At 61.9% G+C, this 26,511-nt stretch carries 30 protein-coding genes; 8 read left to right on the top strand and 22 right to left on the bottom strand.

Going from position 1 to position 26,511, the window contains the following annotated elements; genetic code table 11:
- Nucleotides 1–2: 2 nt before the first annotated feature.
- From ftsH to tolQ, 8 genes are all read right to left on the bottom strand, one after another.
- Nucleotides 3–1,937 carry an ATP-dependent zinc metalloprotease FtsH gene (ftsH, locus tag AC1D3C_RS12675; protein WP_038544850.1) on the bottom strand — a complete coding sequence of 645 codons (1,935 nt, stop codon included), beginning with the start codon at nucleotides 1,935–1,937 and terminating at the stop codon, nucleotides 3–5.
- 105 nt (nucleotides 1,938–2,042) lie between these two features.
- A complete protein-coding gene (gene tilS, locus AC1D3C_RS12670) occupies nucleotides 2,043–3,404 on the bottom strand; it encodes a tRNA lysidine(34) synthetase TilS (RefSeq protein ID WP_477483132.1) in 1,362 nt (453 codons plus the stop codon).
- A 7-nt stretch (nucleotides 3,405–3,411) separates the two neighbouring features.
- On the bottom strand, nucleotides 3,412–4,467 hold the full coding sequence (gene ybgF / locus AC1D3C_RS12665) for a tol-pal system protein YbgF (protein WP_038544856.1): 1,056 nt from the start codon (nucleotides 4,465–4,467) through the stop codon (nucleotides 3,412–3,414).
- Between the two features lie 176 nt (nucleotides 4,468–4,643).
- On the bottom strand, nucleotides 4,644–5,177 hold the full coding sequence (gene pal, locus AC1D3C_RS12660; protein WP_038544859.1) for a peptidoglycan-associated lipoprotein Pal: 534 nt from the start codon (nucleotides 5,175–5,177) through the stop codon (nucleotides 4,644–4,646).
- Between the two features lie 172 nt (nucleotides 5,178–5,349).
- Nucleotides 5,350–6,663 carry a Tol-Pal system beta propeller repeat protein TolB gene (gene tolB, locus AC1D3C_RS12655; RefSeq protein WP_038589291.1) on the bottom strand — a complete coding sequence of 438 codons (1,314 nt, stop codon included), beginning with the start codon at nucleotides 6,661–6,663 and terminating at the stop codon, nucleotides 5,350–5,352.
- Nucleotides 6,664–6,748: 85 nt separating this feature from the next.
- Nucleotides 6,749–7,981 carry a hypothetical protein gene (locus AC1D3C_RS12650; protein ID WP_477483131.1) on the bottom strand — a complete coding sequence of 411 codons (1,233 nt, stop codon included), beginning with the start codon at nucleotides 7,979–7,981 and terminating at the stop codon, nucleotides 6,749–6,751.
- Between the two features lie 10 nt (nucleotides 7,982–7,991).
- Complete coding sequence (tolR, locus tag AC1D3C_RS12645) at nucleotides 7,992–8,447, bottom strand: protein TolR (RefSeq protein WP_038544868.1); 456 nt, start codon at nucleotides 8,445–8,447, stop codon at nucleotides 7,992–7,994.
- Between the two features lie 32 nt (nucleotides 8,448–8,479).
- Nucleotides 8,480–9,199, bottom strand: a complete 720-nt coding sequence (tolQ, locus tag AC1D3C_RS12640) for a protein TolQ (RefSeq protein ID WP_038544871.1) — start codon at nucleotides 9,197–9,199, stop codon at nucleotides 8,480–8,482.
- Nucleotides 9,200–9,543: 344 nt separating this feature from the next.
- Here tolQ and AC1D3C_RS12635 point away from each other — a divergent pair, with 344 nt between their 5' ends.
- Nucleotides 9,544–10,230, top strand: coding sequence for a lysozyme inhibitor LprI family protein (locus AC1D3C_RS12635; RefSeq protein ID WP_051899797.1), 687 nt, complete (start codon nucleotides 9,544–9,546; stop codon nucleotides 10,228–10,230).
- Nucleotides 10,231–10,237: 7 nt separating this feature from the next.
- Here AC1D3C_RS12635 and ybgC read toward each other — a convergent pair whose 3' ends face one another.
- A complete protein-coding gene (gene ybgC / locus AC1D3C_RS12630) occupies nucleotides 10,238–10,705 on the bottom strand; it encodes a tol-pal system-associated acyl-CoA thioesterase (RefSeq protein ID WP_477483130.1) in 468 nt (155 codons plus the stop codon).
- 122 nt (nucleotides 10,706–10,827) lie between these two features.
- On the opposite strand from ybgC, the gene AC1D3C_RS12625 reads away from it, so the two are divergent.
- The 3 genes from AC1D3C_RS12625 (at nucleotide 10,828) to AC1D3C_RS12615 (ending at nucleotide 14,030) form a co-directional block, all read left to right on the top strand.
- A complete protein-coding gene (locus AC1D3C_RS12625; protein WP_477483129.1) occupies nucleotides 10,828–12,048 on the top strand; it encodes an NAD-dependent epimerase/dehydratase family protein in 1,221 nt (406 codons plus the stop codon).
- Nucleotides 12,049–12,333: 285 nt separating this feature from the next.
- Nucleotides 12,334–13,146, top strand: coding sequence for a glycosyltransferase (locus tag AC1D3C_RS12620; RefSeq protein WP_477483128.1), 813 nt, complete (start codon nucleotides 12,334–12,336; stop codon nucleotides 13,144–13,146).
- Nucleotides 13,143–14,030 carry an NAD-dependent epimerase/dehydratase family protein gene (locus AC1D3C_RS12615; protein ID WP_477483127.1) on the top strand — a complete coding sequence of 296 codons (888 nt, stop codon included), beginning with the start codon at nucleotides 13,143–13,145 and terminating at the stop codon, nucleotides 14,028–14,030. The genes AC1D3C_RS12620 and AC1D3C_RS12615 overlap by 4 nt, the downstream gene beginning before the upstream one ends.
- On the opposite strand, the gene AC1D3C_RS12610 is transcribed toward AC1D3C_RS12615, so the two are convergent.
- The 11 genes from AC1D3C_RS12610 to ruvC all read right to left on the bottom strand — a co-directional run bounded on the left by AC1D3C_RS12610 (nucleotide 14,014) and on the right by ruvC (nucleotide 19,691).
- Nucleotides 14,014–14,379, bottom strand: coding sequence for a hypothetical protein (locus AC1D3C_RS12610; RefSeq protein ID WP_477483126.1), 366 nt, complete (start codon nucleotides 14,377–14,379; stop codon nucleotides 14,014–14,016). The two genes, AC1D3C_RS12615 and AC1D3C_RS12610, sit on opposite strands and share 17 nt — an antisense overlap.
- Nucleotides 14,372–14,527 carry a hypothetical protein gene (locus tag AC1D3C_RS12605; RefSeq protein WP_477483125.1) on the bottom strand — a complete coding sequence of 52 codons (156 nt, stop codon included), beginning with the start codon at nucleotides 14,525–14,527 and terminating at the stop codon, nucleotides 14,372–14,374. The genes AC1D3C_RS12610 and AC1D3C_RS12605 overlap by 8 nt, the downstream gene beginning before the upstream one ends.
- 145 nt (nucleotides 14,528–14,672) lie before the next feature.
- The gene (locus tag AC1D3C_RS12600; RefSeq protein ID WP_477483124.1) at nucleotides 14,673–15,185 is read right to left on the bottom strand and encodes an NUDIX hydrolase; all 513 of its coding nucleotides are present in this window, start codon (nucleotides 15,183–15,185) and stop codon (nucleotides 14,673–14,675) included.
- Nucleotides 15,186–15,189: 4 nt separating this feature from the next.
- Nucleotides 15,190–16,086 carry a metallophosphoesterase gene (locus AC1D3C_RS12595; protein WP_477483123.1) on the bottom strand — a complete coding sequence of 299 codons (897 nt, stop codon included), beginning with the start codon at nucleotides 16,084–16,086 and terminating at the stop codon, nucleotides 15,190–15,192.
- Complete coding sequence (gene ruvB / locus AC1D3C_RS12590) at nucleotides 16,087–17,127, bottom strand: Holliday junction branch migration DNA helicase RuvB (protein ID WP_038544892.1); 1,041 nt, start codon at nucleotides 17,125–17,127, stop codon at nucleotides 16,087–16,089.
- Nucleotides 17,124–17,483 carry a PIN domain-containing protein gene (locus tag AC1D3C_RS12585; protein ID WP_477483122.1) on the bottom strand — a complete coding sequence of 120 codons (360 nt, stop codon included), beginning with the start codon at nucleotides 17,481–17,483 and terminating at the stop codon, nucleotides 17,124–17,126. The genes ruvB and AC1D3C_RS12585 overlap by 4 nt, the downstream gene beginning before the upstream one ends.
- A complete protein-coding gene (locus AC1D3C_RS12580; protein WP_247032166.1) occupies nucleotides 17,446–17,781 on the bottom strand; it encodes an AbrB/MazE/SpoVT family DNA-binding domain-containing protein in 336 nt (111 codons plus the stop codon). The genes AC1D3C_RS12585 and AC1D3C_RS12580 overlap by 38 nt, the downstream gene beginning before the upstream one ends.
- A gap of 57 nt (nucleotides 17,782–17,838) precedes the next feature.
- On the bottom strand, nucleotides 17,839–18,456 hold the full coding sequence (gene ruvA / locus AC1D3C_RS12575) for a Holliday junction branch migration protein RuvA (protein ID WP_477483121.1): 618 nt from the start codon (nucleotides 18,454–18,456) through the stop codon (nucleotides 17,839–17,841).
- 12 nt (nucleotides 18,457–18,468) lie between these two features.
- Entirely contained in the window at nucleotides 18,469–18,885 is a 417-nt protein-coding gene (locus AC1D3C_RS12570; RefSeq protein WP_477483120.1) for a type II toxin-antitoxin system VapC family toxin, read from the bottom strand.
- Nucleotides 18,866–19,126 carry an AbrB/MazE/SpoVT family DNA-binding domain-containing protein gene (locus AC1D3C_RS12565; protein WP_038589327.1) on the bottom strand — a complete coding sequence of 87 codons (261 nt, stop codon included), beginning with the start codon at nucleotides 19,124–19,126 and terminating at the stop codon, nucleotides 18,866–18,868. Before AC1D3C_RS12565 ends, AC1D3C_RS12570 begins: the two co-directional genes overlap by 20 nt.
- Before the next feature lie 55 nt (nucleotides 19,127–19,181).
- Complete coding sequence (gene ruvC, locus AC1D3C_RS12560; RefSeq protein ID WP_038549578.1) at nucleotides 19,182–19,691, bottom strand: crossover junction endodeoxyribonuclease RuvC; 510 nt, start codon at nucleotides 19,689–19,691, stop codon at nucleotides 19,182–19,184.
- Nucleotides 19,692–19,882: 191 nt separating this feature from the next.
- On the opposite strand from ruvC, the gene AC1D3C_RS12555 reads away from it, so the two are divergent.
- The 3 genes from AC1D3C_RS12555 (at nucleotide 19,883) to AC1D3C_RS12545 (ending at nucleotide 24,112) form a co-directional block, all read left to right on the top strand.
- Nucleotides 19,883–21,295, top strand: coding sequence for a methyl-accepting chemotaxis protein (locus tag AC1D3C_RS12555; RefSeq protein WP_477483119.1), 1,413 nt, complete (start codon nucleotides 19,883–19,885; stop codon nucleotides 21,293–21,295).
- A 130-nt stretch (nucleotides 21,296–21,425) separates the two neighbouring features.
- Nucleotides 21,426–22,433, top strand: a complete 1,008-nt coding sequence (locus AC1D3C_RS12550; protein WP_477483118.1) for an LLM class flavin-dependent oxidoreductase — start codon at nucleotides 21,426–21,428, stop codon at nucleotides 22,431–22,433.
- 86 nt (nucleotides 22,434–22,519) lie between these two features.
- The gene (locus AC1D3C_RS12545) at nucleotides 22,520–24,112 is read left to right on the top strand and encodes an inorganic phosphate transporter (protein ID WP_477483250.1); all 1,593 of its coding nucleotides are present in this window, start codon (nucleotides 22,520–22,522) and stop codon (nucleotides 24,110–24,112) included.
- A gap of 68 nt (nucleotides 24,113–24,180) precedes the next feature.
- Here AC1D3C_RS12545 and AC1D3C_RS12540 read toward each other — a convergent pair whose 3' ends face one another.
- Nucleotides 24,181–24,927, bottom strand: a complete 747-nt coding sequence (locus AC1D3C_RS12540) for a YebC/PmpR family DNA-binding transcriptional regulator (protein ID WP_105400236.1) — start codon at nucleotides 24,925–24,927, stop codon at nucleotides 24,181–24,183.
- A gap of 180 nt (nucleotides 24,928–25,107) precedes the next feature.
- Between AC1D3C_RS12540 and AC1D3C_RS12535 the strand changes: the two genes are divergently transcribed.
- Nucleotides 25,108–25,620, top strand: coding sequence for a pyridoxamine 5'-phosphate oxidase family protein (locus AC1D3C_RS12535; RefSeq protein WP_477483117.1), 513 nt, complete (start codon nucleotides 25,108–25,110; stop codon nucleotides 25,618–25,620).
- A gap of 24 nt (nucleotides 25,621–25,644) precedes the next feature.
- On the opposite strand, the gene AC1D3C_RS12530 is transcribed toward AC1D3C_RS12535, so the two are convergent.
- Nucleotides 25,645–26,490, bottom strand: a complete 846-nt coding sequence (locus tag AC1D3C_RS12530; protein WP_477483116.1) for an MBL fold metallo-hydrolase — start codon at nucleotides 26,488–26,490, stop codon at nucleotides 25,645–25,647.
- Nucleotides 26,491–26,511 lie beyond the last annotated feature (21 nt).

Below are 26,511 nucleotides of genomic sequence, written 5' to 3'. Positions count from 1 at the left end.
GCTCAGTGCGGCTGCGGTTCCAGACCGCTTTCCGGTTCGCCGCCCTTGGGCTCGTCCTTCTTTGAGCCGGCGCTCGGCACGGCCGAACCACGGGTCGGAGGCGCATCGTCGCCGAGATCGCGCGACGGCTTCTGGCCCTTGATCAGCGCCTTGATTTCCTCGCCCGACAGCGTCTCGTATTCGAGCAGGCCTTCGGCGATCGCCACGAACTCGTCGTGCTTGGTCGTGAGAATTTCACGCGCCTGGGTATAGGCCTCGTCGATCAGGCGGCGCACTTCGTTGTCGATCTTCTGGGCGGTTGCTTCCGAAACGTTCTTCGACTGCGAGACCGAGTGACCGAGGAAGACTTCCTGCTGGTTCTCGCCATAGGCGACCTGGCCGAGTTCGTCGGAGAAACCCCACTGGGTGACCATGGCGCGGGCAAGCTTGGTGGCCTGCTCGATGTCAGAGGAAGCACCGGAGGTGATATTCTCCTTGCCGAAGGTGAGCTCTTCCGCGATACGGCCGCCCATCATGATGCAGAGGCGCGACACCATCCACTTGTAGCTCATCGAGTAACGGTCGCCTTCCGGCAGCTGCATGACCATGCCTAGCGCACGGCCGCGCGGGATGATCGTTGCCTTGTGCAGCGGATCGGCGACGGCGACATGCAGCGCGGTGATGGCGTGACCGGCTTCGTGATAGGCGGTCAGCTTCTTTTCCGCTTCGGTCATGGCCGACGAGCGGCGCTCGGCGCCCATCATGATCTTGTCCTTGGCGTCTTCGAACTCGCTCATGGTGACCATGCGCTTGTTGCGGCGCGCGGCCATCAGGGCTGCTTCGTTGACGAGGTTCATGAGGTCCGCGCCGGAGAAGCCGGGCGTTCCACGGGCAAGAACCTTGAGGTCGACATTCGGTGCCAGCGGCACGTTGCGGGCGTGAACCTTGAGGATGCGCTCGCGGCCGACGATATCCGGGTTCGGCACGACGACCTGGCGGTCGAAACGGCCGGGACGCAGCAGCGCCGGGTCGAGAACGTCCGGACGGTTGGTCGCGGCGATCAGGATGATGCCTTCATTGGCTTCGAAACCGTCCATCTCGACGAGCAGCTGGTTGAGGGTCTGTTCGCGTTCGTCGTTACCGCCGCCAAGACCGGCGCCACGATGACGGCCGACCGCGTCGATTTCGTCGATGAAGATGATGCAGGGTGCGTTCTTCTTCGCCTGCTCGAACATGTCGCGCACGCGGCTTGCGCCTACGCCGACGAACATTTCGACGAAGTCAGAACCGGAGATGGTGAAGAAGGGAACGTTGGCTTCGCCGGCGATGGCACGGGCGAGCAGTGTCTTACCGGTACCCGGAGGGCCGACAAGCAGTACGCCGCGCGGAATACGACCGCCGAGACGCTGGAATTTCTGCGGGTCGCGGAGGAATTCGACGATTTCTTCGAGGTCCTGCTTGGCTTCGTCGACACCGGCAACGTCTTCAAACGTCACGCGGCCATGCGCCTCGGTCAAAAGCTTGGCCTTGGACTTGCCAAAGCCCATCGCGCCGCGCGAACCGCCCTGCATCTGCCGCATGAAGAACAGCCAGACGCCAAGAATGAGCAGCATCGGCAGCAGCGTGCCGAGATAGCTGAGGAAACCGGAGGATCCGTCCGTTTCCGGGCGTGCGACGATGGTGACGTTTTTCGCCTGCAGCCGATCCATCAGCGAATCGTCGATGACGGGCGAATAGGTCTGAAATCCTGATCCGTTCTCGGTGTAGGTGCCGAGCACCCGATTGCCCGTGACGACGACATCCCGCACCCGCCCCGAATCCACATCCCGCAGGAACTGCGAATATGGGACCTCACGCGAGCTGGTCTGCGACGGCGCCGTCTGGAACATGCTGAACAATGCGACCAGCAGGAGGGCTATGATGACCCAGAGGGCGATATTACGAAAGTTTGGGTTCATTGAACTCCCCGGACTGCGACGGCCTGCTTCTTGAAGCGGCCGCCTTGCTTGCCGCATAACATAGGGTTGCGGCAAGTCCTTGCCAAGGCGAACAGGAGCCGCCGTCTACCTTTTCCGCGAGGAATCCTTAACTGGCAGCCGGGGAAAACCGTCGCATCCGAGCAAAACCGCAAACTCGATACCGAGATTAAGCTCGAACTGCGGCAAAAAGCGGTCGAAAGGCGCAAGCAGAGGTTGGACGATACTTCGTTCGGCCACGTCTTTGTTCTGCTGATCCTCCGTCAAAAGGAGGGCATTTGTTTCGATGAAGGGCATCGCCGCCACAGCGCGCATGGCGATCGCGGGCGGCACGCCGGGAAACAGCGCCAATGCTTCGTCGCGATCCGGCGCGGTTGCGCCGACGACGATCTCGTCCGGGCCGGCATTCGTGATGCGGTAGCGACCGTCCCAGATTGCCGTATCGCCGGGGGCAACGTGCAGCGGCAGTATGCCGCGGTTTTCACGGACGATATAAAGCCCGTCGCGGCGCTGGTCGAAGATCACCCGGCCGGCGGTGATCCGGCCAGGCTGGCCACCGTCGAGAAAGGCCATGATCCGGTCCATGCTGTCGCTGCCGAGTGCGTGCGCCCTCCCCCCGAGCACCGCGGCGAGCAATGACAGTGCGTGACGCCGCACGGCCGGCTCTCCTTGAAGCCCCGCAGTATCGAGATGCGCCAGAACACCCTGGCGGATCGTCACATGCTCGCGGACAAGACGCGCCGCCTCGTCGGAAAGCGTCGTGCGCCGCGCCGCGGCCACATCCTGGGCGGCAGCATCGAACGGGCTTTCCTGCGTCAGCCGCCCGCGGACCCGCACCCGTTCGTAATGCGGATCGAGATTGCTCGGATCGTCGATCCAGCCCTGCCCTTCTCTGGTCAGGAAGTCACGGATATCGGCCCGGCGGCTGTTGAGGAACGGCCGGAGCAGCCACCGGTGGCGATCGAGGAGCACGGCCTGCGCCATGCCGGCAAGGCCCGAATTTTCCTCGCCCCCGCTGCGGGCGGCGCGCATCGCGATGGTTTCCGCCTGGTCGTCGAGCGTATGACCGGTGAGAATGGCGGTCGCATCGATCTGGTCGGCAATCTCGACCAGTAGCCGGTAGCGAGCCTCACGGGCCGCGTCGGAAATGCCGGTCGCAGGCTTTTCTCCCTCCCAGCGGCGGATGAAATGGGGAATGCCAAGCCTGCCGCAAAGGGCAGCGACGGTGCGCGCCTCGTCTGCGGAGCCAGGTCTCAGCGCATGATCGATCGTCGCCGCGAAGAGCGACAGGCCGGAGCCGGGAGAATTGAATTTCGAGAGGGCGACCAACAGCCCGCTGGAATCGCTGCCGCCGGAAATGGCGACGAGAAGGCGCGCGGGTTTGGCGATATCGGCGATCAGCCGCTCGGCCGCCTGTTCCGGCGACAGGATTTTCGGGCCCGTGGTCACGGGAGGATCAGCAGGCGAGGCGCTTCTGTTCGCTGCCCACCTTGGCGAGCACGGCCTTGGGCGCGCTCGGATAACGCCGGGTGACTTCCTTGAGGGTTGCGCAGGCGGTGTCGGTGTTGTCGAGCGCGGCAAGCGACATGCCGAGCTTCAGCAGCATTTCCGGCGCCTTCGGCGACTTGCCGTAGGTCTGGTGGGCGTTGAGGAAGGTCTTGGCGGCGTCGTTGTATTTCCCCTGGGAATACTGAGATTCGCCGAGCCAGAAGCTCGCATCCGCCACCTTGGCGCCCTTCGGATAGGCGGCCAGATAACCGTTGAATTCTTTCTCTGCGAGCGGATAGTCGCCTGCGAGAACGTGGTTATAGGCGGTCTGATAGGCATCGTTCTCGCTGCCCAGCGAGGCGGTCTGCTGCGGATCGGGCCTGCCCGTCGATGCCGGCGGCGTCTTGCCGGAAATCTGCGGGCCGGTATCGACGCCCGGAAGCCCGGCAGCATTGTTGGCCCGGTCGTTGCGGCTGGCGCCACGCGGATTGCCGTTCTGGTCCATATCCATCGACCCGAGCGTCGTCGGTGGCGGAGCGCGGCCGGGCGCGGTCGCCCCGCCGACGCCCTGACCGGACGGCGATTCGATGATCCGTGCGACATCGTCGGAGGACTGGGCGGGAGCAGTCGTCTGCGGCAACGGGGGCTGGGCGGCGGGAGCGCGGTTGGACGCCACGGCCGGTTTCCCGGTCGCGTCGTCCACTTCGGTGCGCTTCTTCTTTTCCAGGTCCTGGAAGCGGAATTCGTTGTCTTCCTGCGTCTTGCGCAACTGCTCCTGCATCTGCAGCAGCTGAAAACTCATTTCCTCGATCCGGCCGTTCAACTGCCGGACTTCTTCCTGGAGCTGCTGGATACGGACGGCATCATTGCTCTGCGCCAGAATGACCGGGGGCGGAGTGGTTTCCCGCGGCTGTTCTGCAGCAGGCTGATTGCCGCCCTGGAAGAGTTTCGGCAATGCGAAAGCCCCAGCCGGGGCGCTCGTCGCCATCAGCCCCAGCATCGCTGCCAAGACAAGTTTCTTCATCTTTGTCCGTCCTGCTCTTTAGTCTGCGCCGGATTGGCGCGAGAGGAGATTTTTTCCAACTGCCGGCAAAAAGCAACCGAGCTCCCGGTCAAAAATCCCGGAAAACAGGGCTAAACTATGGAAAAAACAAAAAGGCGGCCCGAAGACCGCCTTTTATTTTCGAGCTGTTGCTCGGATTACATACCGGCGCCGCCGAGAACGGTGACGGCGCGACGGTTCTGCGACCAGCAGGAGATGTCGTCGCAGACGGCAACCGGGCGTTCCTTGCCGTAGGAGATGGTCTTCATGCGATTCGCCGGAACGCCACGCGATGCGAGATATTCCTTGGTGGCGGCCGCACGGCGTGCACCGAGCGCGAGGTTGTATTCGCGCGTGCCGCGTTCGTCGGCATGGCCTTCGACGGTGATCGCGTATTTCGGATAGCGGCCCAGCCACTGGGCCTGACGGTCGAGTGTCTGCTGTGCGTCGGCGCGGATCGAAGTGCTATCCGTGTCGAAGAAGATGCGGTCGCCGACATTGACGGTGAAGTCCTGGGTCGAACCGGGCGTTGCAGCGCCGGCGCCGTTGAGGCCGAGCTCACCGGCATTGTTCGGCAGGTTCTTCTTGTTGGCGCAGCCGGCAAGCGCAAGCGCCACAGTCAGGGCGATAACGGCAGGATTGCGGGCGAGGATCTGCATGCGGCTCATCGCCGAAGTATCGGTGCGGCTCATGGCCGGTCTCTCCTTGATCAGTAACTTTCAGAGTTTCCAGATTCTAACCGGGTTCGGTTAACCATGCTCAAATTCTTATGGTTAACAAAATATTCCCGGTGTCCCTTTTCGTTCATTTTCAGCAGATTGGGGCGGGAAAGAGGCGGAATCCCGCCTCTTTCATCAAGGCGCCCTATTCGAGCAGCGGCGACCAGGCCGGATCCGAACCGTAGGAAGGCGTCTTGACCTGCAGCTCGTTATAGCCGGTCAGGTCGATGGAATAGAGCTGCGGGCCGCCGGCGCCGGCATTCTGGCGGAAGAACATCAGCACGCGGCCGTTCGGCGCCCAGGTCGGACCTTCGTTGTGGAAGCCGCTCGTCAGGATGCGCTCACCGGATCCGTCCGGCTTCATCACGCCGATCGAGAACTTGCCGCCCGACTGCTTGGTGAAGGCGATCAGATCGCCGCGCGGCGACCAGACCGGCGTCGAATAGGAACCGTCGCCAAAGGAGATGCGGGTCTGGCCGGAACCGTCGGCATTCATCACGTAGATCTGCGGACGTCCGCCGCGGTCGCTTTCGAAGGCGATGCGGCCGCCGTCAGGCGCATAGGAGGGCGAGGTGTCGATCGCCGCCGTGGAAGTGAGCCGCGTCGTGGTGCGCGAGCGTAGGTCCATCGTATAGATATTGGAATTGCCTTCCTGCTGCAGGCTCATGATCACCTTCTGGCCGTCCGGAGAGAACCGCGGCGAGAACGTCATGCCCGGGAAATTGCCGACCACTTCGCGCTGCCCGGTCTCCAGCTGCAGCAGGTAGACCCGCGGCTGGTTACCTTCGAACGACATGTAGGTGACTTCCTGCCGGCTCGGCGAGAAGCGCGGCGTCAGCACGATATCCTTGGTGTTGGTCAGCATGCGGACGTTGAAGCCGTCCTGGTCCATGATCGCCAGCTGGCGCTGGCGGGCGGTCTTCGGCCCGCTTTCGGAAACGAACACGACGCGGGTGTCGAAATAGCCGTTTTCGCCGGTGATCTGCTTGTAGATCGCATCGGCGATGATATGCGCGACGCGGCGCCAGTTTTCCGGCTGGGTGAAGAACTGCTGACCGGTCATCTGGCTGCCGGCAAACGTATCCCACAGGCGGAACTCGGCGCGCAGGCGGCCGTCGCCTTCGCGGGTGATACGGCCCGTCACCAGCGCCTGCGCATTGATGACCTTCCAGTCCTCGAAGCGCGGTGCTTTATTGGGATCGGCGATCTTTTCGATGAAGGCGCTTTTGTTGATCGGCGCGAAAAGCCCGGAGCGCTGCAGGTCCGCGGCGATCACCTGGGAAATCTGGGCGCCGAGTTCGTTGTTCGACAGGAAATCCGTCACCGCGATCGGCAGCGGCTGAATATTGCCCTTGTTGATGTTGATCTCGACGACAGCGTTGGCCGGGGTCGCGGCCATCAATGCCGTCAACATCCCCGCGGCCACCATCACGGCGCGAAAAAAAGAACTCTTGATCATTGAAACAAGCCTTTCAGCTTAATACGAGAGTTTCGGGGCAGGTTCCGTTTCATCTGTTTCTGCATCGGTTCCATACCTGCCCGGCTCACAATGCAAACTCCGACGGATCGAAGTTCAGCACCAAAACATTCCAACCTTTTTCGCCCTCATACTTTGCGGCGGGCAAATTCTTGAGCGGAGCGGATTTCATCAGGGCGCGGCGCGTGCTGCCCTCGACCGCACGCCGAGTTCCCTCAGGACCACCGGTGGCGGTCACTTCCGGCTCGCCGACGATATTGCCGGACTGATCGAGCTGCACCCGGATCTTCACACGGACTTCCGAGACGCCGGTCAGGCCGCCGACCAGCGCCCAGTTGCCCTGGATCTGTCCCTTGACGTTGTCGATCTCGCTGGAGCTCAACGCGGTACCGATGGTCTTCGTAGCACCGAGGCTGGCGACCTCCTTCGAACGCTTGGCGCCGCCGCCGGATGCCTCCTGCTTGTTCAGCAGGGCTGCGATCTGGTCGGCGTTGAAATCGCTCGCCATCGAAGACGACGACTTGGCGGTTTCCTGCTGCTTGCCTTCCTTCTTGTCGGAAGGTTTGACGGATGCGGTCGCCTTGTTGTCAGTCTTCGCCGTCTCAGCTGCCTTAGCCGTAACCGGCTTCGTCTCGGCCGGCTTTTCAGCCGGTTTCTCGACGGGCTTGGCCTGTTCCTTCGGCGGTTCGAGCTTCGGCGGCTGGGGCCTCGAAGCCGGCGCCGGAACCGATTGCGGCAACTCGCCTGTCTCGGACGTGTTCTCGCTCTGCAAAGGCGCGGGCGTCGGCTTGGTAGCCTCCGGCTTTGGCGGCGTCGGCTCAGGCTTCGGCGGGGTAGGTTCCGGCTTCGGCGGTGTGATCTCCGGCTTGGGCTGCGGCAGGGCAGCCATCTCGGTCGGCTTCGGCGCCGTCTCTTCCTTGACGATGTCCTTGACCTGGTTCTGTTCAGGCGTCGGGGTCGGCGTCGGCCGTTCCACCGGCTTCGGAGCCGCCGTGGTTTCGGTCGGCTGCGGCTTGGTGGTCGGCGTCGGCGGCGTCTTCAGGTCGACATTGTTCTCGCCGGCATTCTGGGCGTTGTCGACGATCTTCTGGTTTTTGGTTTCCTTCGGAGAAGGCTTCTGGCTGGGGGGCGCCTTCTTGTCACCCTGCTGGGTCTGGGTGATCGATTCGACCGGGACGATGTCGACGGGAAGCGCTTCCACGTCGGCCACGTCGAAAGACGCGGGCGCGCTCAGCGAAACAAGCGCCAAGCCGAGAACCAGCGAGTGGAGGACCAGCGATGTGCCGAGACTGACCTTCATGGCGCCGCGATCACTTCTCCTGTTCCTGCAGGGTCACGAGGCCGATATTCTTGTACCCGGCAGAAGAGATGCGGGCCATGACCTTCATGACGACGCCGTAGGCCGCGGTCGTATCGCCGCGCACGTAGATGCGCTCGTTATAGCCGGTCGTTGCGATCGCCTGCAGCTTCGGCACGATCTCGTCGAGGCCGATCGGAGTTTCCTGGAGGAAGATTTCGCCTTTCGGATTGACCGAGACGGTAATCGGCTGGGTATCGGCGTTCATCGCCTTCGCCTGCGTTTCCGGCAGGTCGATCGGCACGCCGACGGTCATCATCGGTGCCGCCACCATGAAGATGATGAGCAGAACGAGCATGACGTCGACGAGCGGCGTCACGTTGATTTCGCTGATCGCACCGCCGCGACGTCCGCCGCGCCTGCGACGACCGCCACCTGATGCCCTTGCTCCTCCGGCCGACATGCCCATGAGACGTTACTCCTTGAGAGCCCGAAAGGCTTTTACTGCGCCGCCTGGCGCGGCTGCAGCTTCTCGTCGATCTGGCGCGACAGGATGGCGGAAAACTCGTCCGCGAAACCTTCCATGCGGCCCGAAAGCTTGCCGGCATCGGCGGTGAACTTGTTGTAGGCGATGACCGCCGGAATAGCGGCGACAAGGCCGATCGCGGTGGCGAGCAGCGCTTCGGCGATACCGGGCGCGACGACCGCGAGATTGGTGGACTTCGAACCGGCGATCGCCTGGAACGACGTCATGATGCCGATGACCGTGCCGAAGAGGCCGATGAACGGGCCGGCCGAGCCGATCGTCGCGAGCGAGCCGAGGCGCGCCTCATAGGTTTCCGCCTCGCGCGACATGGTGACGTCCATCGCCCGGTCGATACGCATCTGCAGGCCGATCGGCGATCGCGCACCGCGCTCGAAGCTCTTCTTCCACTCGCGCATGGCGGCGACGAAAATCGCTGCAAGACCGGTATTCGTCCGCTCCGACAGCGTGCGGTAAAGCTCTTCCAGCGACTGGCCGGACCAAAAAACCTGTTCGAACTGGTCGAACTGGCGCTTGGCTTTGCCGAAGCTGATATATTTGTCGATCACGATCGCCCAGGTCCAGACCGATGCGCCGATAAGGCCGATCATCACCAGCTTGACGACCAGACCGGCCTGCATGAACAGCGACCAGAGGCTCACTTCGCTCGCCGCCGCCGCCAAACCTACGTGTTCCATCTACTATCCCCGAATCCAAACGCCCGGCTTTAGGGACCGGGCGGTTCAAAAGCGCGCTCAGGCGAGTATGTCTTTGATCGCTGGATGCGCTTAGCCCTAACCCCAAGATACCCTGAGCTCCAAGCTTGGCTTCTCGCTTTCAATTTTGGTCAAAGGAAGGCGTGCGTTGCACAAATTCCTCAATGCTCAGTAAGACACCATTATCGTTAACGAATGGTTTAGAGCGGCCTTGCAATTGCCAGTTCGCAGATCACTTCAAGTTGGAACAAGGAAAACCGGTGACTTGCAACTTAGTTTTTTCTCATTCAGGGAGTAGCACACCTGTGGAAGCGGATTTTTGGGGAATGACCATGTGGCGTGCGGTGACGATAGCCTTGACGATGTTGATCGCCACGTCGGCGCACGCCGGCTCGTTCGATTGCAAGGGCGTCCCCTCGCCCGATGAACGGATAGTCTGCAACGACCCGCTCCTTTCGGCATTGGACACGGTGCTTCCCAGGGTCCAGGAAAAGGCCGAAAAGGACAACAAGGCGGAGACCCGTAAGACGCTGCGTGACTTCACCAGCGACCGCTCAGCCTGCGGCTCCGACCGATCCTGCGTTCTCAGCACCTATATAGCGATCCTTGGGAAACTCGGCGGCGACAACAGCATTCCCGCGGACGTTACCGCCAATATAATCGCGGCAGGACGGGCCAAACCCTCGCCGACCCTGCCGCAGAAGATCGGCCAATGCGCCGTCACCAACGTGACTGCCGTCCATCCGCGGGTCGGCCAGGATCCCGTCAAGGACGAGGATTACAACTCCGGAACCGGCATCGAATATGCCAACAAAGGCTACCAGGTTTCCTATGCCCGCGAGGAGGCGTTGATCGCCTCCAAGCCCGGCGACAAAGTGACCATGTGCCTGATTTCCACTCCCAAACGCTGCCCGGCGGGCGACGACCGGGGCCGGGAATATTTCGTCACCAACGCACGCACCGGACAGAGCTGGGCAATGGCCGATTCGCAGCATGCCTGCGGCGGCCCGTAGGTCCCGTCTAAACCAGATTGACCTGCCCGGCCGGGCGCCCGAGGAACTTCTCCGCCACGCTCTCCGGCAGCCGGCGCGGACGCCCGTGCCTGTTGATGACCGCGATCACCACCTTCGCGGCGATCAGCAGCGTTTCTCCGCGGCGAATCTCCTGGTTGAGCACCATCTTGGCGCCGCCCGCCTTTTCCGTCACCGTCTGGATGATCAGGATGTCGTCCATGCGGGCCGGCTGCTTGAAGTCGATCTCCATACGGTGGACGACGAAGACCAGCCCTTCTTCGTCGGCAGAAAGCAGCGCGCTCTGCTCGCAGCCGAGGCAGCGCAGATAGTCGGTGCGGCCGCGCTCCAGGAAATGCAGATAACGGGCGTGGTAGACGAGGCCGGAAAAATCCGTGTCTTCATAATAGACGCGCTGGGCCAGCCGATGGCCACCTTCCATCAACTCGCCCGATAACAAAAAATTGTATTCCTTCATGGCCTTGCCTTGGAAATTTCCGCTACTCCACTGGATAAGCGCGCAATGCCGCCCCAGTTTTGACGTGCTGTCACATATCCTCCCTATCAGGAAATAAGTCGAAAACCAGCGGAGAGTAACTCATGAAGATTGCAGTCCTGGGCGGCGACGGCTTCGTCGGCTGGCCGACATCGCTTCACCTGTCGGACGCCGGCCACGAGATCCACATCCTCGACAACCTCTCCCGCCGCTGGATCGACACCGAGCTCGGCGTCCAGTCGCTGACGCCGATGGACAGCATCCAGGAACGCACCCGCATCTGGCATGCCGAAACCGGCCGCCGCATCCATTTCCACCTGATCGACCTCGCCAGGGATTACGAGCTCCTGAAGGACTGGCTTTCGAAACATCGCCCCGACGCCATCGTCCACTTCGCCGAACAGCGGGCCGCGCCCTATTCGATGAAGAGCGACCGGCACAAGAACTACACCGTCAGCAACAATGTAAACGCCACCCATAACCTTTTGAATGCGCTGGTCGAACTCGATCTCGACGCGCATCTCGTGCATCTCGGTACGATGGGCGTCTACGGCTATTCGACGGTCGGCGCCGCCATTCCGGAAGGTTACCTGCCGGTCGGCATCGAAACGGCCGACGGCCGCACCGTTTCCCAGGAGATCCTTTATCCGAGCAATCCCGGCTCGATCTACCACATGACCAAATGCCTCGATCAGCAACTCTTCCAGTTCTACGCGAAGAACGACGGATTGCGGATTACCGACCTGCATCAGGGCATCGTCTGGGGCACCCACACCGAACAGACCCGCCGGCACACGCAATTGATCAATAGATTCGACTATGACGGGGATTACGGGACGGTCTTGAATCGTTTTCTCATCCAGGCGGCGATCGGTTATCCGCTCACCGTCCACGGTACCGGCGGCCAGACCCGCGCCTTCATCCACATCCAGGATTCGGTCCGCTGCATCGAGATCGCCCTGAGCAACCCGCCCGCCCGCAGCAGCCGCGTCGAGATCTTCAACCAGATGACCGAGACCCATCGGGTGCGCGATCTTGCCGAGATGATCTCGAAAATGACCGGTTCGAGGATCGCCTGGCTGCCGAACCCGCGCAAGGAAGCGCCGGAAAACGAGCTGGTGGTGAGGAACGAAAAATTCCTCGGCCTCGGCCTCGAACCGACCACGCTCGGCGAAGGACTGCTGGGCGAGATCGTCGACGTCGCGAAGAAATACGCCTACCGCGTTGATAGATCACGCGTTCCAGCCGTCTCCGCCTGGACGAGAGACATTGCTGCGAAGGTGGAACATGACCCGGAGGGTGTGAGGTTGAAGTCGGTGTCGTGAAGAAATGAGGTTTGCGCCGCATCGCCCGTCGGGGCCTTCCCTATCAAACAGGCCTGCTGTGCGGATAGTCGGAAGGTTGTGCCGTATGGCCCCCTCATCCGCCTGCCGGCACCTTCTCCCCGAGAGGAGAAGAGATTCGCGGATGGGCCGCGACCCCATCTGCCGGCGCATTTGGTTGAAGGAAATGCGCGTGGCATACCTCTTCTCCCCACCGGGGAGAAGGTGCAGGCAGGCGGATGAGGGGGGCTGCGGAACAACAGCGTTGATCCTACGGAAGTCTGCCTCATGACCAACGCCTTCGCCACCCTCGTCACCAATGCCGACTATGCCATGGGCGCCACCGCGCTGGCCCGCTCCATCCGCCGCACCGGCACTGAGGCCGATATCGTCGTCCTCCACACCGGCGGCGTCGAGCGCACCGCGCTGGCCCCGCTCGAAACCCTCGGCTGCAGGTTGGTCGAGGTCGAACATCTGCCCCTCTCCGAAGCCTTCAACGACCGGCATGCGCGAAGAAACCTGCACGGCGCCGCGCCCTTCACCAAAGGCCGCAAGCCGGACTTTCACACGCCGCTCGACAATTTCTGCAAGCTTCGACTCTGGCAGCTCATCGAATACGAAACCTGCGTCTTTATCGATGCCGACGCGCTGGCGCTGAAGCCGATCGACAAGCTGTTTGCCTATCCGGAATTCTCGGCCGCCCCGAACGTCTACGAAAGCCTTGCGGACTTCAACCGCCTGAACTCCGGCGTCTTCGTCGCCAAACCGTCTGCCGAGACATTTTACAGGATGCTCGCGACGCTCGACCAGCCGGACGCCTTCTGGCGGCGCACCGACCAGACGTTTCTGGAAACCTTCTTCCCGGATTGGCACGGCCTGCCGGTCTTCATGAACATGCTGCAATACGTCTGGTTCAACATGCCCGACCTCTGGAACTGGGAGAGCATCGGCGTGCTGCATTACCAGTATGAAAAGCCGTGGGAGAAGGATCATCCGAAAGCCGACCGGCTGCGGCCGCTGATCGACCTCTGGCAGGCGTTTTACGACGGCCGCGAGATCCCGGCCCTCTCCACGCTGCCGAAACCGGGAGAAGAGCATTGAAGGTCCTGATCTCCGGCGGAACAGGTTTGGTCGGCCGCTACATCGTCGAAGGTCTGCTTGATGCCGGCTATCCGGTCATTGTCGGAGGGCGCAATCCGCCAGCGCCCGGCTTCTTTTCCAAACCCGTCGAGTTCGTGTCCCTTTCGCTCGATCCCGCCCTCGACCAGATCGACGCCTTCGACGAGGCCTATTTCTTTGTCCATGCCGCCTTCGACCATCTGCCCGGAAAATACCGCGGCGGCGAAGGCGATGATCCCGATCGCTTCCAGCGGCTGAACCTCGACGGTACCGTGAAGCTGTTCGAGACCGCCAGGAAGGCGGGCACCCGCCGGGCTGTCCTCCTCTCGAGCAGGGCTGTCTATGACGGCCAACCAACCGGAACGGTGCTTGACGAAAATCTCGCTTTAAAGCCGGAGGGACTCTACGGCGAGATCAAACTCTGGACCGAGGGAGCACTGGCAGAACTTTCGGCCCCCGGTTTTGCCACCTCGTCTCTCCGGCTCACCGGCGTCTACGGCAATCTGCGGCCCAACAAATGGGACGCGCTCTTTGCGGATTACTTGGCCGGCCGGCCGGTTCCGTCGCGTGCGGGAACGGAGATCCACGGCAGCGATGTCGCCGCGGCCGTTCGCCTCATGCTGGAAACAGAGACCGGTAAGATCGCCGGCCACGCCTTTAACGCATCGGACGTTCTGACCGATACGCCTGAAATCCTCAGCCATCTGCCGGTATCTCATCACAACCTGCCGCCCCCGGCAGATCGCGGCATCGTCAACGTCATGTCGACGGACAAACTGAGGGCACTCGGCTGGCAGCCGGGCGGCGCGCCGCTCCTGCGGCAGACGATCGCGGATCTTGCAGCCACTCTCAATGCGACTGCGTGAAGCGCCGCATCTTTGCCTCGTTCTTTGCCTTTTCGATCGCCTTCTTATGCTCCTCGGCCCATTTCTGGCCCGCATCGCCGCCCCAGAGCAGCCAGGCGATGTAGCCGGTGGACGGATTGTCGTCGTCGCCAAAATTCTCGGCCCGCTTGTCCGCCTTGTGGCGGGAGAAATAGCTCACCATCCGCCGCACCGTCTTTTCCGAGAGCGATCTTCGGTTCTTGAGGTCGCGGGCTCGCGCCACTCCGACCATCGTGCCGCCGCGGCGGTACTGGGAGCGGAGCTTCAAGCCTTTTTCGGCGGCCTGCGCCACCTCGGCGGGCGGGATGTGATCCGGGATTTCGCTATCCATGGGTCTTCCTCAGCTCGGACTGACTCTGGAGAACGCGGATGAGGAACGCGGGCTCATCGGCATCCGCCTTGCGCTTGATCGTCTTGCCCTTGGCCTCGGCCCGCCCCCAGCTCCACGCAACCTCGTTTCCGATCTCGATCTTCGGCATGGCATTCTCCTTTCGCAGGAGAAACGGAAAGCAATGCGCAGATGTTCCAGCCGGAAGGCGGGCGAGCGGAAGGGCACGCCGACCCGCACCAGCCGACGATCACCGGGCCAGCGCTGAAGTCCGGCCGAATGCGGAAAAGATCGACTTAAGATTTCAGGTCGAGGTCGCCGTCGCGCCAGACGAGGTGGCGCGGACTGGCCGGCAGGTTCTCGATTTCCTCGGCGATGAAGTAGGGCGGGATGTCGAGCGCCCTCAGCGCCACGGTTGTCGCCGGGACCCATTTGAATTCCAGATCGTGCTCGTCCTTGATCCGGTGGACGATGTCCGTCGGATGAAAGGGAAACGTCTCCGGGATGTCCATCAGGTAATAATAACCGAGTTCGTGCCAGTCGCGGTCTTCATAGTGGAAGAAATTCTCGACCGACCAGAGCAGCCGCCCGACCGTTACCTCGACGCCGATCTCCTCGACCATCTCGCGTCTCAGCGTCTCTTCCGAGGTTTCGCCGATCTCCGCCCGCCCGCCCGGAAAGGTCCAGAAGGCCTCGTCCACAGCACGGTGCACCAGCACATGACCATCCCGGAATCCAAGTCCCGCAATTCGCATCTGGAAAATGCGCTTGCTCTTGGTCTTGATGCGGATGCGGGTTCGGCCTGCCATGCGATTATCCCAGATCGATCACGTTGATTTCGGGCGGCGCGCCGAAGCGGACGGGCAGGCCGGAACAGCCGAGCCCGCCCGATATGATGATATTGCGGCCGCTTTCCTGCACATGCCCGTAGAGATAACGACTGCCGTAGCGGGAAGGAACGATCGGCGCCCAACCGAACAGCCGCACCTGCCCGCCATGCATGTGACCGGAGAGGGTGAGCGATATGCGATCCGGTACGGTTGGAAAGATGTCCGGCTCATGCGCCATCAGGATGACCGGGGCATCATCTGTTATCTGCGCCAATGTGGCCGGAAGGTCATCCTTGCCGCGCGTCCAATGGCGGGTTTTCTCGTCCGGAAGAAGGGCAATCTGGTCTTCGATGCCGGCGAGCCAGAAAGGCCTGCCATCCTTCTCGAATCTAGCCGCCCGATTGCTGTAGACGGGAATGCCCGCCGCTTCCAGCGCCTTGCGGCCAAACGGGATGCCCTCGCCGCTCGCCTGAACCTCGCTGTCCTGCCACCAGTCGTGATTGCCGAGGATGGCATGGGTACCGAGCGGCGCCTTCAGGCTCGAAAGCGCGCCGGCCCAGGCATCCGGCGGCACATGATCGGTGATGAAGCGCATGCCGGAAACATAATCGCCGAGCAGCAGAATGACGTCCGGTTCAAGCGCATTGGCGGCTTCGCAGATCGAGGCGATCCTCTCGACGGGCATCCAGGGCTTGCAGGCATGGAAATCCGCAAGCGCGACGATCCGAAGCTTCAGCCCCGGCGTCCAGCCGGGCGGCGTCAGCGCATTCCGGGCGACCCTCAGCCGCACCAGCGGCTCGGCCACCGCATAGCCGGCCAGCGCCAGAAACGCCGCAACACCGCCCGTAAGAGACGTCAGGAACCCGCGGCGGGAAATCAATCAATCATCCTCGGTGAACATGCGGAACTGCGCCGCCTCGAGATCCTTGGGCGGCTGAAGTCCGAGATGTTTCCACGCATTTGCGGTCAAAACGCGGCCCCGCGGCGTGCGCTGGATGAAACCCTGCTGGATCATGTAGGGCTCGATGATGTCTTCGATCGCATCGCGCGGTTCCGACAGGCCGGCGGCGATCGTCTCGATGCCGACCGGTCCGCCACCGAAATTGACGGCGATCATGTTGAGGTAGCGTTTGTCGAGCTGATCGAGGCCCATATTGTCGACCAGCAGACGGGTCAGAGCCTCGTCGGCGATCTCCTTCGTCACCGCCTCGGCCCTCGCCACTTCGGCGAAATCGCGCACCCGGCGCAAGAGCCGCCCGGCGATGCGCGGCGTGCCACGGGCCCGCCTTGCGATCTCGCGGGCGCCTGCATCGGTCATCGAAAGGCTCATCAGCCGCGCACCGCGCCGGACGATCAATTCCAGCTCATCAACCGTATAGAAAGACAACCGGATGGGAATGCCGAACCGGTCGCGCAGCGGCGTGGTGAGCAGACCGGCCCGGGTGGTGGCGGCAACCAGCGTGAACTTCGAAAGGTCGATCTTCACCGATCGCGCCGACGGACCTTCACCGATGATCAGGTCGAGCTGGAAATCCTCCATCGCCGGATAGAGGATTTCCTCGACTGCCGGGTTAAGCCGGTGGATTTCGTCGATAAAGAGCACGTCCCGCTCTTCGAGATTGGTGAGCAGGGCCGCAAGATCGCCAGCCTTGGCGATGACCGGGCCGGATGTCGAGCGGAAATTGACGCCGAGTTCCTTCGCCATGATCTGCGCCAGCGTCGTCTTGCCGAGGCCCGGCGGACCGACGAACAGCACGTGATCCAGCGCCTCGCCACGGTTCTTCGCCGCCTCGATGAACACCTTCAGGTTGGCGCGCGCCTCCGCCTGGCCGGTGAACTCGTCCAGCGACTGAGGGCGCAGCGTCGTATCCAGGTCTTCGCCCCGCTTTTCCGGCGTTATCAGGCGGGCGGGTTCACTCATGCGAGAAGTTCCATTCCGGGTACATATCGTGCAGCAGTTTTGTCGAAAGTCACCGTTTTTGAACAGCCAATTCTTTTTGCGAGCTCAGCGATCAAATAGTCTGCGACGTCGAACTTGCCGAAGCCATCGGCCAAAAACATGGTCTCTATGAAATCCGAATCCTCAAAGACGAGCTCTCGGCTTTCCAATAGTCCTCGAAACACGGACGCAATCTCTTGGTTCTTATAGCCGTAACTTTTCCGCATGACCCAACATGCTTCGGCGAAAACGAAGAGCGAGATATAAGCCGGATTTTCTGCCGATCTTGAACGAAAGAACTCAACTGCGCTTTCGTACTGTTTCGGGTCGTCCGTCATCAGAAACCGGAGGAGTACGTTCGTATCGATGCCAATCACGCATGATCCTCCGATCATCATCTGCCGCCGCTTGCGCCGCGGCGTCGCTCATTTCTTCGACGGTCAAGTGGACGCCGTTGGGAGCATGGCCGAGAATACCCGCAAACTCCATGACGCTCCGCGTCTTGGCCCTTAATTTGACTTCACCATTTTCAATGATGAAGTCCATTTGATCACCGGGACTAAGATTGAGATATTTCCTGATTTCTATTGGAATTGTCGTCTGACCTTTAGAGGTCAATTTTGCGCCGTAGCCCATGAGCACCTCCATTCCTTACATTTTTATCTTAGTAAGGATTCTGGAAAAAGCAAGGAATCACCGAGCCAGTTCCTTCAGCCCCAGCCGGATAAGTCTGGCGCTATCGCCCCCCTCTCCACCGTTCTTGAGCGCTGCTGCAACCGCATTCGCGGCCTGGTCGCGCGAATAACCGAGATTGGTGAGCGCCGAGACCGCATCGGCGACCGGCGCTGCGGCAACCCCCTCGCCAAGCTCCTGCTTGAGCCCGATATTGACCGAAGCCTCGCCGGCAAAGGCGGGCGCCTTGTTCTTGAGTTCGGTGACGATACGCACGGCGACCTTCGGCCCGACGCCGGGCGCACGCGAAACCGTCGTCTTGTCCTGAAGGGCAATGGCGTTGGCGAGTTCAGACGGCGTCAGGGTCGAGAGCACCGCGAGCGCCACCTTGGCGCCGACGCCTTGCACGCTCTGCAGCAGGTTGAACCATTCCCGCTCCAGCGCGCTCAGGAAGCCGAAAAGCTTGAACTGATCCTCACGGACATAGGTCTCGATGAACAACACCACCGCTTCGCCGACCGAACCCATCTTCGACAGCACCCGCGATGAGCAGAAGACCTCGTAACAGACGCCATGAACGTCGACGAGCACATAGTCGTCGCCGATCTCGTCGATAGTGCCTTTGAGCTTGCCGATCATGAAAGATGTCCGTCAGGGATGGGTTTCGGGGGAGATGATGTCTAGCGAAGGAAAATAGGCGCGGTAACGGGCTGCATCACGGGTCAGGAGACGATGGGAACGGACCACGGCATGGGCGCCGATCAGGAAATCCGGCAGCGTTCGCTCACGAAGTCCGCCGGACCTGCGGTAAGAAAAATGCGCCTTACCCGCCTGAAATGCCGCATCATAAGACAAGGTCTCGCGCTTCATACCGAGCCAGCCGAATGCTAGGGTGATCTCGAGTTCACTCAGCGGCGATGCCGACAGTTCTGACCAGATGACCGGATTGAGGATAAGTTCCCCCTCTTCCGCGCATCGTTTCAATGCACCGAGCGACCACATTCGCGCCGGAGTGGCAGGCCCCAGCATATCGATCAGCACATTCGTATCAACGACGGTCGAGGTCATCGCGCGGTCCCCGAAGCCAGTCGATGTACTCATCGGTCGTCATGCCGCCGAGATCCCAGGTGCCTTTGACGCTGTCCGCCCATTCTTCGAAGCTCTTGTAGTCCTGCTTGCTGTCGTCGAGCCTGACAAGCCTCACGCCGTCATCAGACACGACAAAATCCACCTCCGATCCCGGTCCGATCTTCAATCGGTCGCGGATTTCCTTTGGGATCGTAACCTGGCCTTTTTCGGTGACGCGCATGGTAATACCTCTGAGGTATTACTTATCGGCCAAACCAGAACAAGTCAAGAACAAACTAGCCGGCGAGTGCGGCGCGCATGCGCTGGCCACCGCGGTTATGGGCGTGGCAGATGGCGATCGCCAGCGCGTCGGCAGCGTCGTTGCCTTTGAACTCCGCCTTCGGCATCAGGATCTTAAGCATCATGTGGATCTGCTGCTTTTCGCCGTGGCCGACACCGATGACCGACTTCTTGACGGCGTTCGGCGCATATTCGGCAACCGGCAGCCCGGCCCGTGCCGGCACCAGCATGACCACGCCCCTCGCCTGGCCGAGCTTCAGCGTCGCGACCGCATCCTTGTTGACGAAAGTCTGTTCCACGGCCGCCTCGTGCGGCTGGTAGGCATGCACCACTTCCGCCAATCCGTCGTGCAATTGGCAGAGACGGGAGGCGAGATCCAGGTCGCCGTCGGAGGTCACGGTGCCCGAGGCGACGAATTTCAGGCTGTTGCCGAGCGTCTCGATAATGCCCCAGCCGGTGCGTCGAAGCCCCGGATCGATGCCGATGATGCGAATCGTGCCTGTCATGCCCATACCCTATCCTGATGCCCCAACCAGTGCCACGATAATGTGAACAAACCGAAAACGCGAACGCTGCGCCGTTAACCTACGGGTAACCATATCGGGAAGGTTTGCTCCCTTTCGGGTCGCCGGTCGGCAACGCCCCGGCGCCTCGCGCGTTGCAAATCGCGGCTTGAACGCAATGTGAGGAGGCAGCCATGATAGGCAAATATCATTCCCTTTCCGTCAAGGTGATCGGGCTTGTGCTGACACAGAATGGGATTCTCGCCGGGCTCCTCTTTTATGTCGCCGACGGACTGACGCCTTTCGAAATGCTGGGCATCGCCGCGTCGCTGATAACGCTGACCCTCGTCACCATCTCGCTTGCCGGCGCGCTCATCAATCCGTTGCGGACAATCGCGGGAACCGTCTCGGAGATCGCCGCCGGCAAGACGGCGGTGCCACGCGAGCATCTGGCCCGCACAGATGAAATCGGATCCATCTCACGGGCGCTGGAGCGGCTCTGCCGCGACCATCTCACCCGCCTTGTCGAAGACGAAGAAGAGCGCGAGCGGCAGGAGACGGCTGCGGCTGAAACCCGCATGCGCGACCTCGAGGCCGCCGGAGACGAGGCACACGATCTGAAGACCGTGGTGGAAGCGCTCGACGGCGGCCTGCGGCGCCTAGCGGTCGGCGACCTTACCGTCAGGATCGATATGCCGTTCCCCGACCGATACGAGGGCCTGCGCGCCGATTTCAACCACGCCCTGACAATCCTGGAAGACGTGCTCGGAATGATCGGCAGCGGCGCCCACGACCTTTACACGGACTGCGCCGAGACCCGGGCCGACATGGCGGCAACCGCTGAAGCCGGTGGCCGCCTGACGGCAGCCATCGCCAAGACCGCCGCGGATGTCGGTTCGCTTGCCGAAACGCTCAAGGCGAGAAAGCTGCAGGCACAGCACGCGGCCGACATCGCCCACAATGCCCGGCTCGACCTGCGCCCGCCGAAGGAGATGATGCAAACGGCAACGGTGGCGATGGAAGCAATCCGCAAGGCATCGCTCAAGATCGAGCCCGCCGCAGCCAACATCCGGGAGATCGCCTTCCAGGCCAATATGCTCGCTCTCAATGCCGGCGTCGAAGCGGCTCATTCGGGGGAGGCCGAGGTCGATTTCAAGACCGTGGCCGAGGAAATCCGCGGACTTGCAGAGCGCGCCGTCGAGGCCGCCAAGGAGATCTCCGGCCTGTCGCGCAAGTCGGCGGAAGCGGCCGAACTCGGCGGCAAGTCCGTCGAGAAGGCCGGTGGAGAGCTGGATGCGATGACGATCTATGCGGACGCCGTTGATCGTCACGTGGCGGCGCTCGCGGCAAGCTCCGGCAAGGAGCTAGAAGCGATCACAGCCGTCAGGACCACGATGACGACGCTTGCCAAGGCGAGCCGAGACCAGATAGGGGCGCTCGATGCGTTGACGGCGAAGCTCGGCCGCATGAACCACGAGATCGGTACGATCGACCACCATGCGGGACGTTTCACGCCCGTCACCATCCTCAACGCGGGAGGAGTGGCTGTACCGGAAAGCCTCAAACCCGCAAAACCCGGTTCGCACCTGCGGCTGGTCAAATCCTGATGTCGGAGGGGTCGTCCGTCACGCCCCTTTCGACCGGCGCTTTTCTGTCAACCTCGGGGTCGTATTTCTGGACGCGACTGCCTAGATAAGTGGAACACTCTGTCAGTTATACCGCCTCCAGGACGTGCCGATGATCCCCTTTTCCATTCTCGATCTTTCACCCGTCGGTGAAGGTTATTCCGTGAGCGATGCGCTCGACCAGTCCCGCCGCCTGGCGATCAAGGCCGAGGAGCAGGGTTACAAACGCGTCTGGCTCGCCGAACATCACGGCATGCCGGGTATTGCCAGCGCCGCAACCGCGATTGTCATTGGCCATGTGGGTGCGGCGACCAAGACCATCCGCGTCGGCTCCGGTGGGATCATGCTGCCCAATCATTCGCCGCTGGTCATCGCCGAACAGTTCGGCACGCTGGAAGCCCTGTTGCCCGGCCGCGTCGATCTCGGTCTCGGCCGGGCGCCGGGAACCGACATGCGCACCGCAAGCGCGCTCCGCCGCAATCTCGATGCCGGCGCCGAAAGTTTCCCGCATGACATCCTCGAGCTGCAGCGCCTGCTCGGCACGCCGGAAAAGGATCAGGGACTGCTCGCCACGCCGGGCATGGATTCGCATGTGCCGATCTGGCTGCTCGGATCGAGCGTCTACAGCGCTCATCTCGCGGCCGCCCTCGGCCTGCCCTATGCATTTGCCTCGCATTTTGCGCCCGACATGCTGATGGAAGCGATCTCGATCTACCGCGACCGTTTCCAGCCGTCGCTCCAACTCGACAAACCCTACATGATGGTCGGCGTCATGGGCGTCGCAGCGGAAACGGATGCCGAAGCGCAGCGCCACTTCACATCGTCGCAGCAGCAGTTCGTCAACCTGCGCAAGAACGTCCGCACCCGTTTTCCCAAGCCGCTCGACAGCATGGAAGGTTTCTGGACGCCGATGGAAAAGATGAACGTCGAGCACACGCTGCGTTACGCGGCGGTCGGCTCGGTTGCGACGGTCGAGGCAAAGCTCAGAGATTTCCTGCGGGAAACCGGCGCCGACGAACTGATCATCTCGATGCCGATCCATGATGTCGACGCACGACTGCGCTCGGTCGAATTGTTTGCGACCTTGCCGATGATGGAGAAGCAGCCCATCCCCGCCTAGGAAGCGGGCGTCACAAGAGGTTCACCGACCAGAGTTAGCTTTTGTTAATCCTGGAAAATGCGGAGTACCGAAACGTGACAGACGCCATCGCTTCCAAACCCAGTGCTTCTTCGTCCTACCATCCTCTGGAAAGCCCGAGTTCACTCGGAAAATGGTTCATCCCACTGTTCGGCCTCGTGCTGATCGGCGGCCTGGGTTATGTCGGTTACGCGCTGGCGAACGATCTTTCGGTCGCCAGCTCGGTTCCTTGGGCGCTGCTCGGCCTTGCGCTTTTGATCGCGCTCGGCTTCGAGTTCGTCAACGGCTTCCACGATACCGCCAATGCCGTGGCAACCGTCATCTACACCCGCTCCATGCCGGCGGAACTGGCGGTCGTCTGGTCGGGCTTCTTCAATTTCCTCGGCGTGCTGCTCTCGAGTGGCGCGGTCGCCTTCGGCATCCTGGCGCTGCTGCCGGTGGAACTGATCCTGCAGGTCGGCTCCGGCTCCGGCCTCGCCATGGTCTTCGCGCTCCTTATCGCCGCCATCATCTGGAACCTCGGCACTTGGTATCTCGGCCTGCCCTCCTCCAGCTCGCACACGCTGATCGGCTCGATCATCGGCGTCGGCCTGGCGAACCAGTTCCTGGCGCCGCAGGGCACCGCCACCAGCGGCGTCGACTGGTCGCAGGCGAGCAATATCGGCCTGTCGCTGCTGATCTCTCCCCTGATCGGCTTCGGGCTTGCGGCGATCCTGCTTCTGGTCATGAAGGTGCTCGTCCGCAACAAGGCGCTTTACGAAGAGCCGAAGGGCAACAAGCCGCCACCCTTGTGGATCCGCAGCCTGCTGATCTTCACCTGCACCGGCGTCAGCTTCGCGCACGGCTCCAACGACGGCCAGAAAGGCATGGGCCTGATCATGCTCATCCTGATCGGCCTTGTACCGACCGCCTTTGCACTCAACCGCACCCCCGATGCGCAATATCTGCATGCCTACGAACAGGCCTCGACGAATGTCGAGATGGCGCTGCAGAAATACGTCAAGCCGGGGGTCACCGTCGCCGACGCCCGGGCGGAAGTCGCCAACGCGGTCAAGAACAAGACCTGGAACGACACGACGACGCTGGCGCTGCAGCGGTTCATCCACGCCTCAAGCGAGCAGATCTCGAAATTCCCGACGCTCGAAGCGGTACCGACCTCGCTGGTCGGCAACATCCGCAACGACGTCTATCTGATCGGCGAGGCGCTGAAGCTGATCGACAAGAACAAGCTGCTGCCGATGCAGGGCACCGACCTCGACGCCGTCAAGGCCTACCATCAGGCCGTCGACAACGCCACGAAGTTCATTCCGCTCTGGGTCAAGGTCGCCGTCGCGCTGGCGCTCGGTCTCGGCACCATGGTCGGCTGGAAACGCATCGTCGTGACGGTCGGCGAGAAGATCGGCAAGACCCACCTGACCTATGGCCAGGGTGCTTCGGCGGAAGTCGTCGCGATGGTGACGATTGGTGCTGCCGACCATCTCGGCCTGCCGGTCTCCACCACCCATGTGCTCTCGTCGGGCGTGGCGGGCACCATGGCGGCGAACGGGTCGGGACTGCAGTGGTCGACGGTGCGCAACATGTTGCTCGCCTGGGTGCTGACGCTGCCGGCCTCGATCGCTATCGCGTTCGTACTCTACGTGGCCCTGCGCCAGATCTTCTGAGCGTGAGCCCTGAAATGCAAACGGCACCCCGATCGGGTGCCGTTTTTGTATCGAGATCGGCTCTAAATTCAGGCCGAAAGCTTGGCCATGACTTCTTCGGAAACCTCGAAGTTCGAATAGACGCTCTGCACGTCGTCGTCGTCTTCCAGGTTGTCGATGAGCTTCAGCAGCGACTGCGCTTTCTCCTCGTCCACCTCGATCGTGTTCTGCGGCCGCCAGATCACCTTGACCGTCTCGGCCTGGCCGAGCGTCGCTTCGAGCGCCTTCGACACTTCGCCGAGGCTTTCGAAAGCGCAAATGATCGTGTGACCGTCCTCATCGGTGGTCACGTCGTCGGCACCGGCCTCTATCGCCGCTTCCATCACCTTGTCCGCATCGCCGACGCTCGCCTTGTAGGTGATTTCGCCCACATGGTCGAAGGAGAAGGAAACCGAGCCGGTTTCGCCGAGCACGCCGCCGGCCTTGGTGAAGATCGAGCGGACGTTGGAGGCCGTGCGGTTGCGGTTGTCGGTCAGCGCCTCGACGATGACGGCGGTGCCGCCCGGGCCGTAACCCTCGTAGCGAACGGAATCGTAGTTTTCCGCATCCGCGCCGGCAGCCTTCTTGATCGCCCGGTCGATATTGTCCTTCGGCATCGACTGCGCCTTGGCGTTCTGGATCGCCAGGCGAAGCGCCGCGTTCATGGTCGGATCAGGCAAACCCGTCTTGGCGGCAACGGTGATTTCACGCGCAAGCTTGGAAAACATCTTCGACCGGATCGAATCCTGCTTGCCCTTGCGGTGCATGATGTTTTTGAACTGTGAATGGCCAGCCATGGCACCCCTGACACTTTAACTTGTTCTGGAATGGCGCCTTATAATTTCGAAGCCGGAGCCGTTCAAGGGCATTTCCTAGGTAAGGCGAGGCTTTTCCTGATGCTGCACAGCCAACAAGACCAGGAACAAAGCCAAAGCCTTGCTGTTTGTTCACGCAGACGAACAACGAGGAGACAATCGATGGCAAGCCTTACCGAAGCCCGCGAAGCGCCCGAACGCCAACTATGGGACGAGATCAACAACATCCATGCCGGCATGCTCGGCATCGAGGGCTCGCATATGCACTTCCAGCCGATGGCGCCGAATGCCGATCCAAAATCGAGCACGATCTGGTTTTTCACCAAGGCCGACACGGATCTGGTGCGCGCGCTCCGCGCCGGCAGCCGCGCGCATTTCTGCGTGGTCGGCAAGAACCATGACTACCACGCCTGCCTGTCCGGCACGCTGGAAGTGCGCAACGACCGCGCCAAGATCGACGAATACTGGAGCGCCGTGACATCGGCCTGGTACGAGCGCGGCAAGGAAGACCCGCTGCTGACGCTGCTTGCCTTCAAGGTCGACGACGCGGAAATCTGGGCCTCCACCGACAGTACGCTGAAATTCGGCTGGGAGATCGCCAAGGCCAACCTGAAGGACGAGAAGATGCCGGATGTCGGCGTCAAGCAGCACCTCGCCTTCCCGCAGCTCCACTGAACGCGAACAAGGCCGCTGGGGCGATCACAGCCCCTGCGGCACCAGTATCGTCGGCTTTTTCGGCAGGCTGCGCATCGACACCCGGATCGTCTTATCCTTGGCATAGGCGATGTCGAACTTGGCGTCGAACATGGCAATGAAATTGTCGAGCGGCGGCCCCCAGCGGTGCATCGGCAGGATGAGCGAAGACCGCAGCCGCTGCACGACCCGGCTCATGCTGTCCGCGCCCATCGTCAGGCCGCCGTCGACCGGCACCATCAGGATGTCGAGGCGGCCGATCTCGGTATACTGGGCCTCATTCAGCTCGAAATGCAGGTGGCCGAGATGGCCGATGCAGAGGCCGGCAACCTCGAAGATGAAGATCGAATTGCCGTTTTCCTCGATGCCGCCGCCCCAGTTGCGAATATCCGACATGACATTGCGGATGTAGACATCCCCGACCATCAGGCGATGCTGGACCTTCTCGCCCGGCACATCGCTCCAGCCGTGCAGGACGTGCTTGATCCCGGGATCGGGGCTCAGCGTAAAATGCGTGGAATGCGCCTTGTTCATCGTTGCCACGTCCGGCAGCCGCGAGGGCCGATAGGCGCCGCTATAGTCGGTGGCGATGCCGACCCCCTCGGGGGTCTCGATGAAATAGGTGGAATGGCCGACAAAGGTGATCTTCACCTCTTCCCGGTCGGCAAGCGCCAGGCTCTTCTTGGCCTGGGCGAGCTGCACGCCGGACGGGTTGAAGCTCGCAAAGGTGACACCGGGCAGCTTCTGCGCGATCGCCTGGCACTGGCTGACGGGCAGGCCATCCTGAGCGAACGCGGCCAAGGCGGAGAGAAGGAGGCCGGAAAGACCGAGTGCGAGAGCCCGTAGCATCATGCTAATCCCAAAGAACTGCGT

The sequence above is a fragment of the Neorhizobium sp. P1_A6 genome (assembly GCF_056406795.1).
Note: the sequence above shows the minus strand (reverse complement) of the source record. Positions and strands in the feature narration are given on the sequence as shown.

Coding starts and splice junctions, on each gene's coding strand:
- ftsH (WP_038544850.1), bottom strand. CDS start 1,937: ATGAACCCAAACTTTCGTAATATCGCCCTCTGGGTCATCATAGCCCTC.
- ybgF (WP_038544856.1), bottom strand. CDS start 4,467: ATGAAGAAACTTGTCTTGGCAGCGATGCTGGGGCTGATGGCGACGAGC.
- pal (WP_038544859.1), bottom strand. CDS start 5,177: ATGAGCCGCACCGATACTTCGGCGATGAGCCGCATGCAGATCCTCGCC.
- tolB (WP_038589291.1), bottom strand. CDS start 6,663: ATGATCAAGAGTTCTTTTTTTCGCGCCGTGATGGTGGCCGCGGGGATG.
- AC1D3C_RS12650 (WP_477483131.1), bottom strand. CDS start 7,981: ATGAAGGTCAGTCTCGGCACATCGCTGGTCCTCCACTCGCTGGTTCTC.
- tolR (WP_038544868.1), bottom strand. CDS start 8,447: ATGGGCATGTCGGCCGGAGGAGCAAGGGCATCAGGTGGCGGTCGTCGC.
- tolQ (WP_038544871.1), bottom strand. CDS start 9,199: ATGGAACACGTAGGTTTGGCGGCGGCGGCGAGCGAAGTGAGCCTCTGG.
- AC1D3C_RS12635 (WP_051899797.1), top strand. CDS start 9,544: ATGACCATGTGGCGTGCGGTGACGATAGCCTTGACGATGTTGATCGCC.
- ybgC (WP_477483130.1), bottom strand. CDS start 10,705: ATGAAGGAATACAATTTTTTGTTATCGGGCGAGTTGATGGAAGGTGGC.
- AC1D3C_RS12625 (WP_477483129.1), top strand. CDS start 10,828: ATGAAGATTGCAGTCCTGGGCGGCGACGGCTTCGTCGGCTGGCCGACA.
- AC1D3C_RS12620 (WP_477483128.1), top strand. CDS start 12,334: ATGACCAACGCCTTCGCCACCCTCGTCACCAATGCCGACTATGCCATG.
- AC1D3C_RS12610 (WP_477483126.1), bottom strand. CDS start 14,379: ATGGATAGCGAAATCCCGGATCACATCCCGCCCGCCGAGGTGGCGCAG.
- AC1D3C_RS12605 (WP_477483125.1), bottom strand. CDS start 14,527: ATGCCGAAGATCGAGATCGGAAACGAGGTTGCGTGGAGCTGGGGGCGG.
- AC1D3C_RS12600 (WP_477483124.1), bottom strand. CDS start 15,185: ATGGCAGGCCGAACCCGCATCCGCATCAAGACCAAGAGCAAGCGCATT.
- ruvB (WP_038544892.1), bottom strand. CDS start 17,127: ATGAGTGAACCCGCCCGCCTGATAACGCCGGAAAAGCGGGGCGAAGAC.
- AC1D3C_RS12585 (WP_477483122.1), bottom strand. CDS start 17,483: ATGACGGACGACCCGAAACAGTACGAAAGCGCAGTTGAGTTCTTTCGT.
- AC1D3C_RS12580 (WP_247032166.1), bottom strand. CDS start 17,781: ATGGGCTACGGCGCAAAATTGACCTCTAAAGGTCAGACGACAATTCCA.
- ruvA (WP_477483121.1), bottom strand. CDS start 18,456: ATGATCGGCAAGCTCAAAGGCACTATCGACGAGATCGGCGACGACTAT.
- AC1D3C_RS12570 (WP_477483120.1), bottom strand. CDS start 18,885: ATGACCTCGACCGTCGTTGATACGAATGTGCTGATCGATATGCTGGGG.
- AC1D3C_RS12565 (WP_038589327.1), bottom strand. CDS start 19,126: ATGCGCGTCACCGAAAAAGGCCAGGTTACGATCCCAAAGGAAATCCGC.
- ruvC (WP_038549578.1), bottom strand. CDS start 19,691: ATGACAGGCACGATTCGCATCATCGGCATCGATCCGGGGCTTCGACGC.
- AC1D3C_RS12555 (WP_477483119.1), top strand. CDS start 19,883: ATGATAGGCAAATATCATTCCCTTTCCGTCAAGGTGATCGGGCTTGTG.
- AC1D3C_RS12550 (WP_477483118.1), top strand. CDS start 21,426: ATGATCCCCTTTTCCATTCTCGATCTTTCACCCGTCGGTGAAGGTTAT.
- AC1D3C_RS12540 (WP_105400236.1), bottom strand. CDS start 24,927: ATGGCTGGCCATTCACAGTTCAAAAACATCATGCACCGCAAGGGCAAG.
- AC1D3C_RS12535 (WP_477483117.1), top strand. CDS start 25,108: ATGGCAAGCCTTACCGAAGCCCGCGAAGCGCCCGAACGCCAACTATGG.
- AC1D3C_RS12530 (WP_477483116.1), bottom strand. CDS start 26,490: ATGATGCTACGGGCTCTCGCACTCGGTCTTTCCGGCCTCCTTCTCTCC.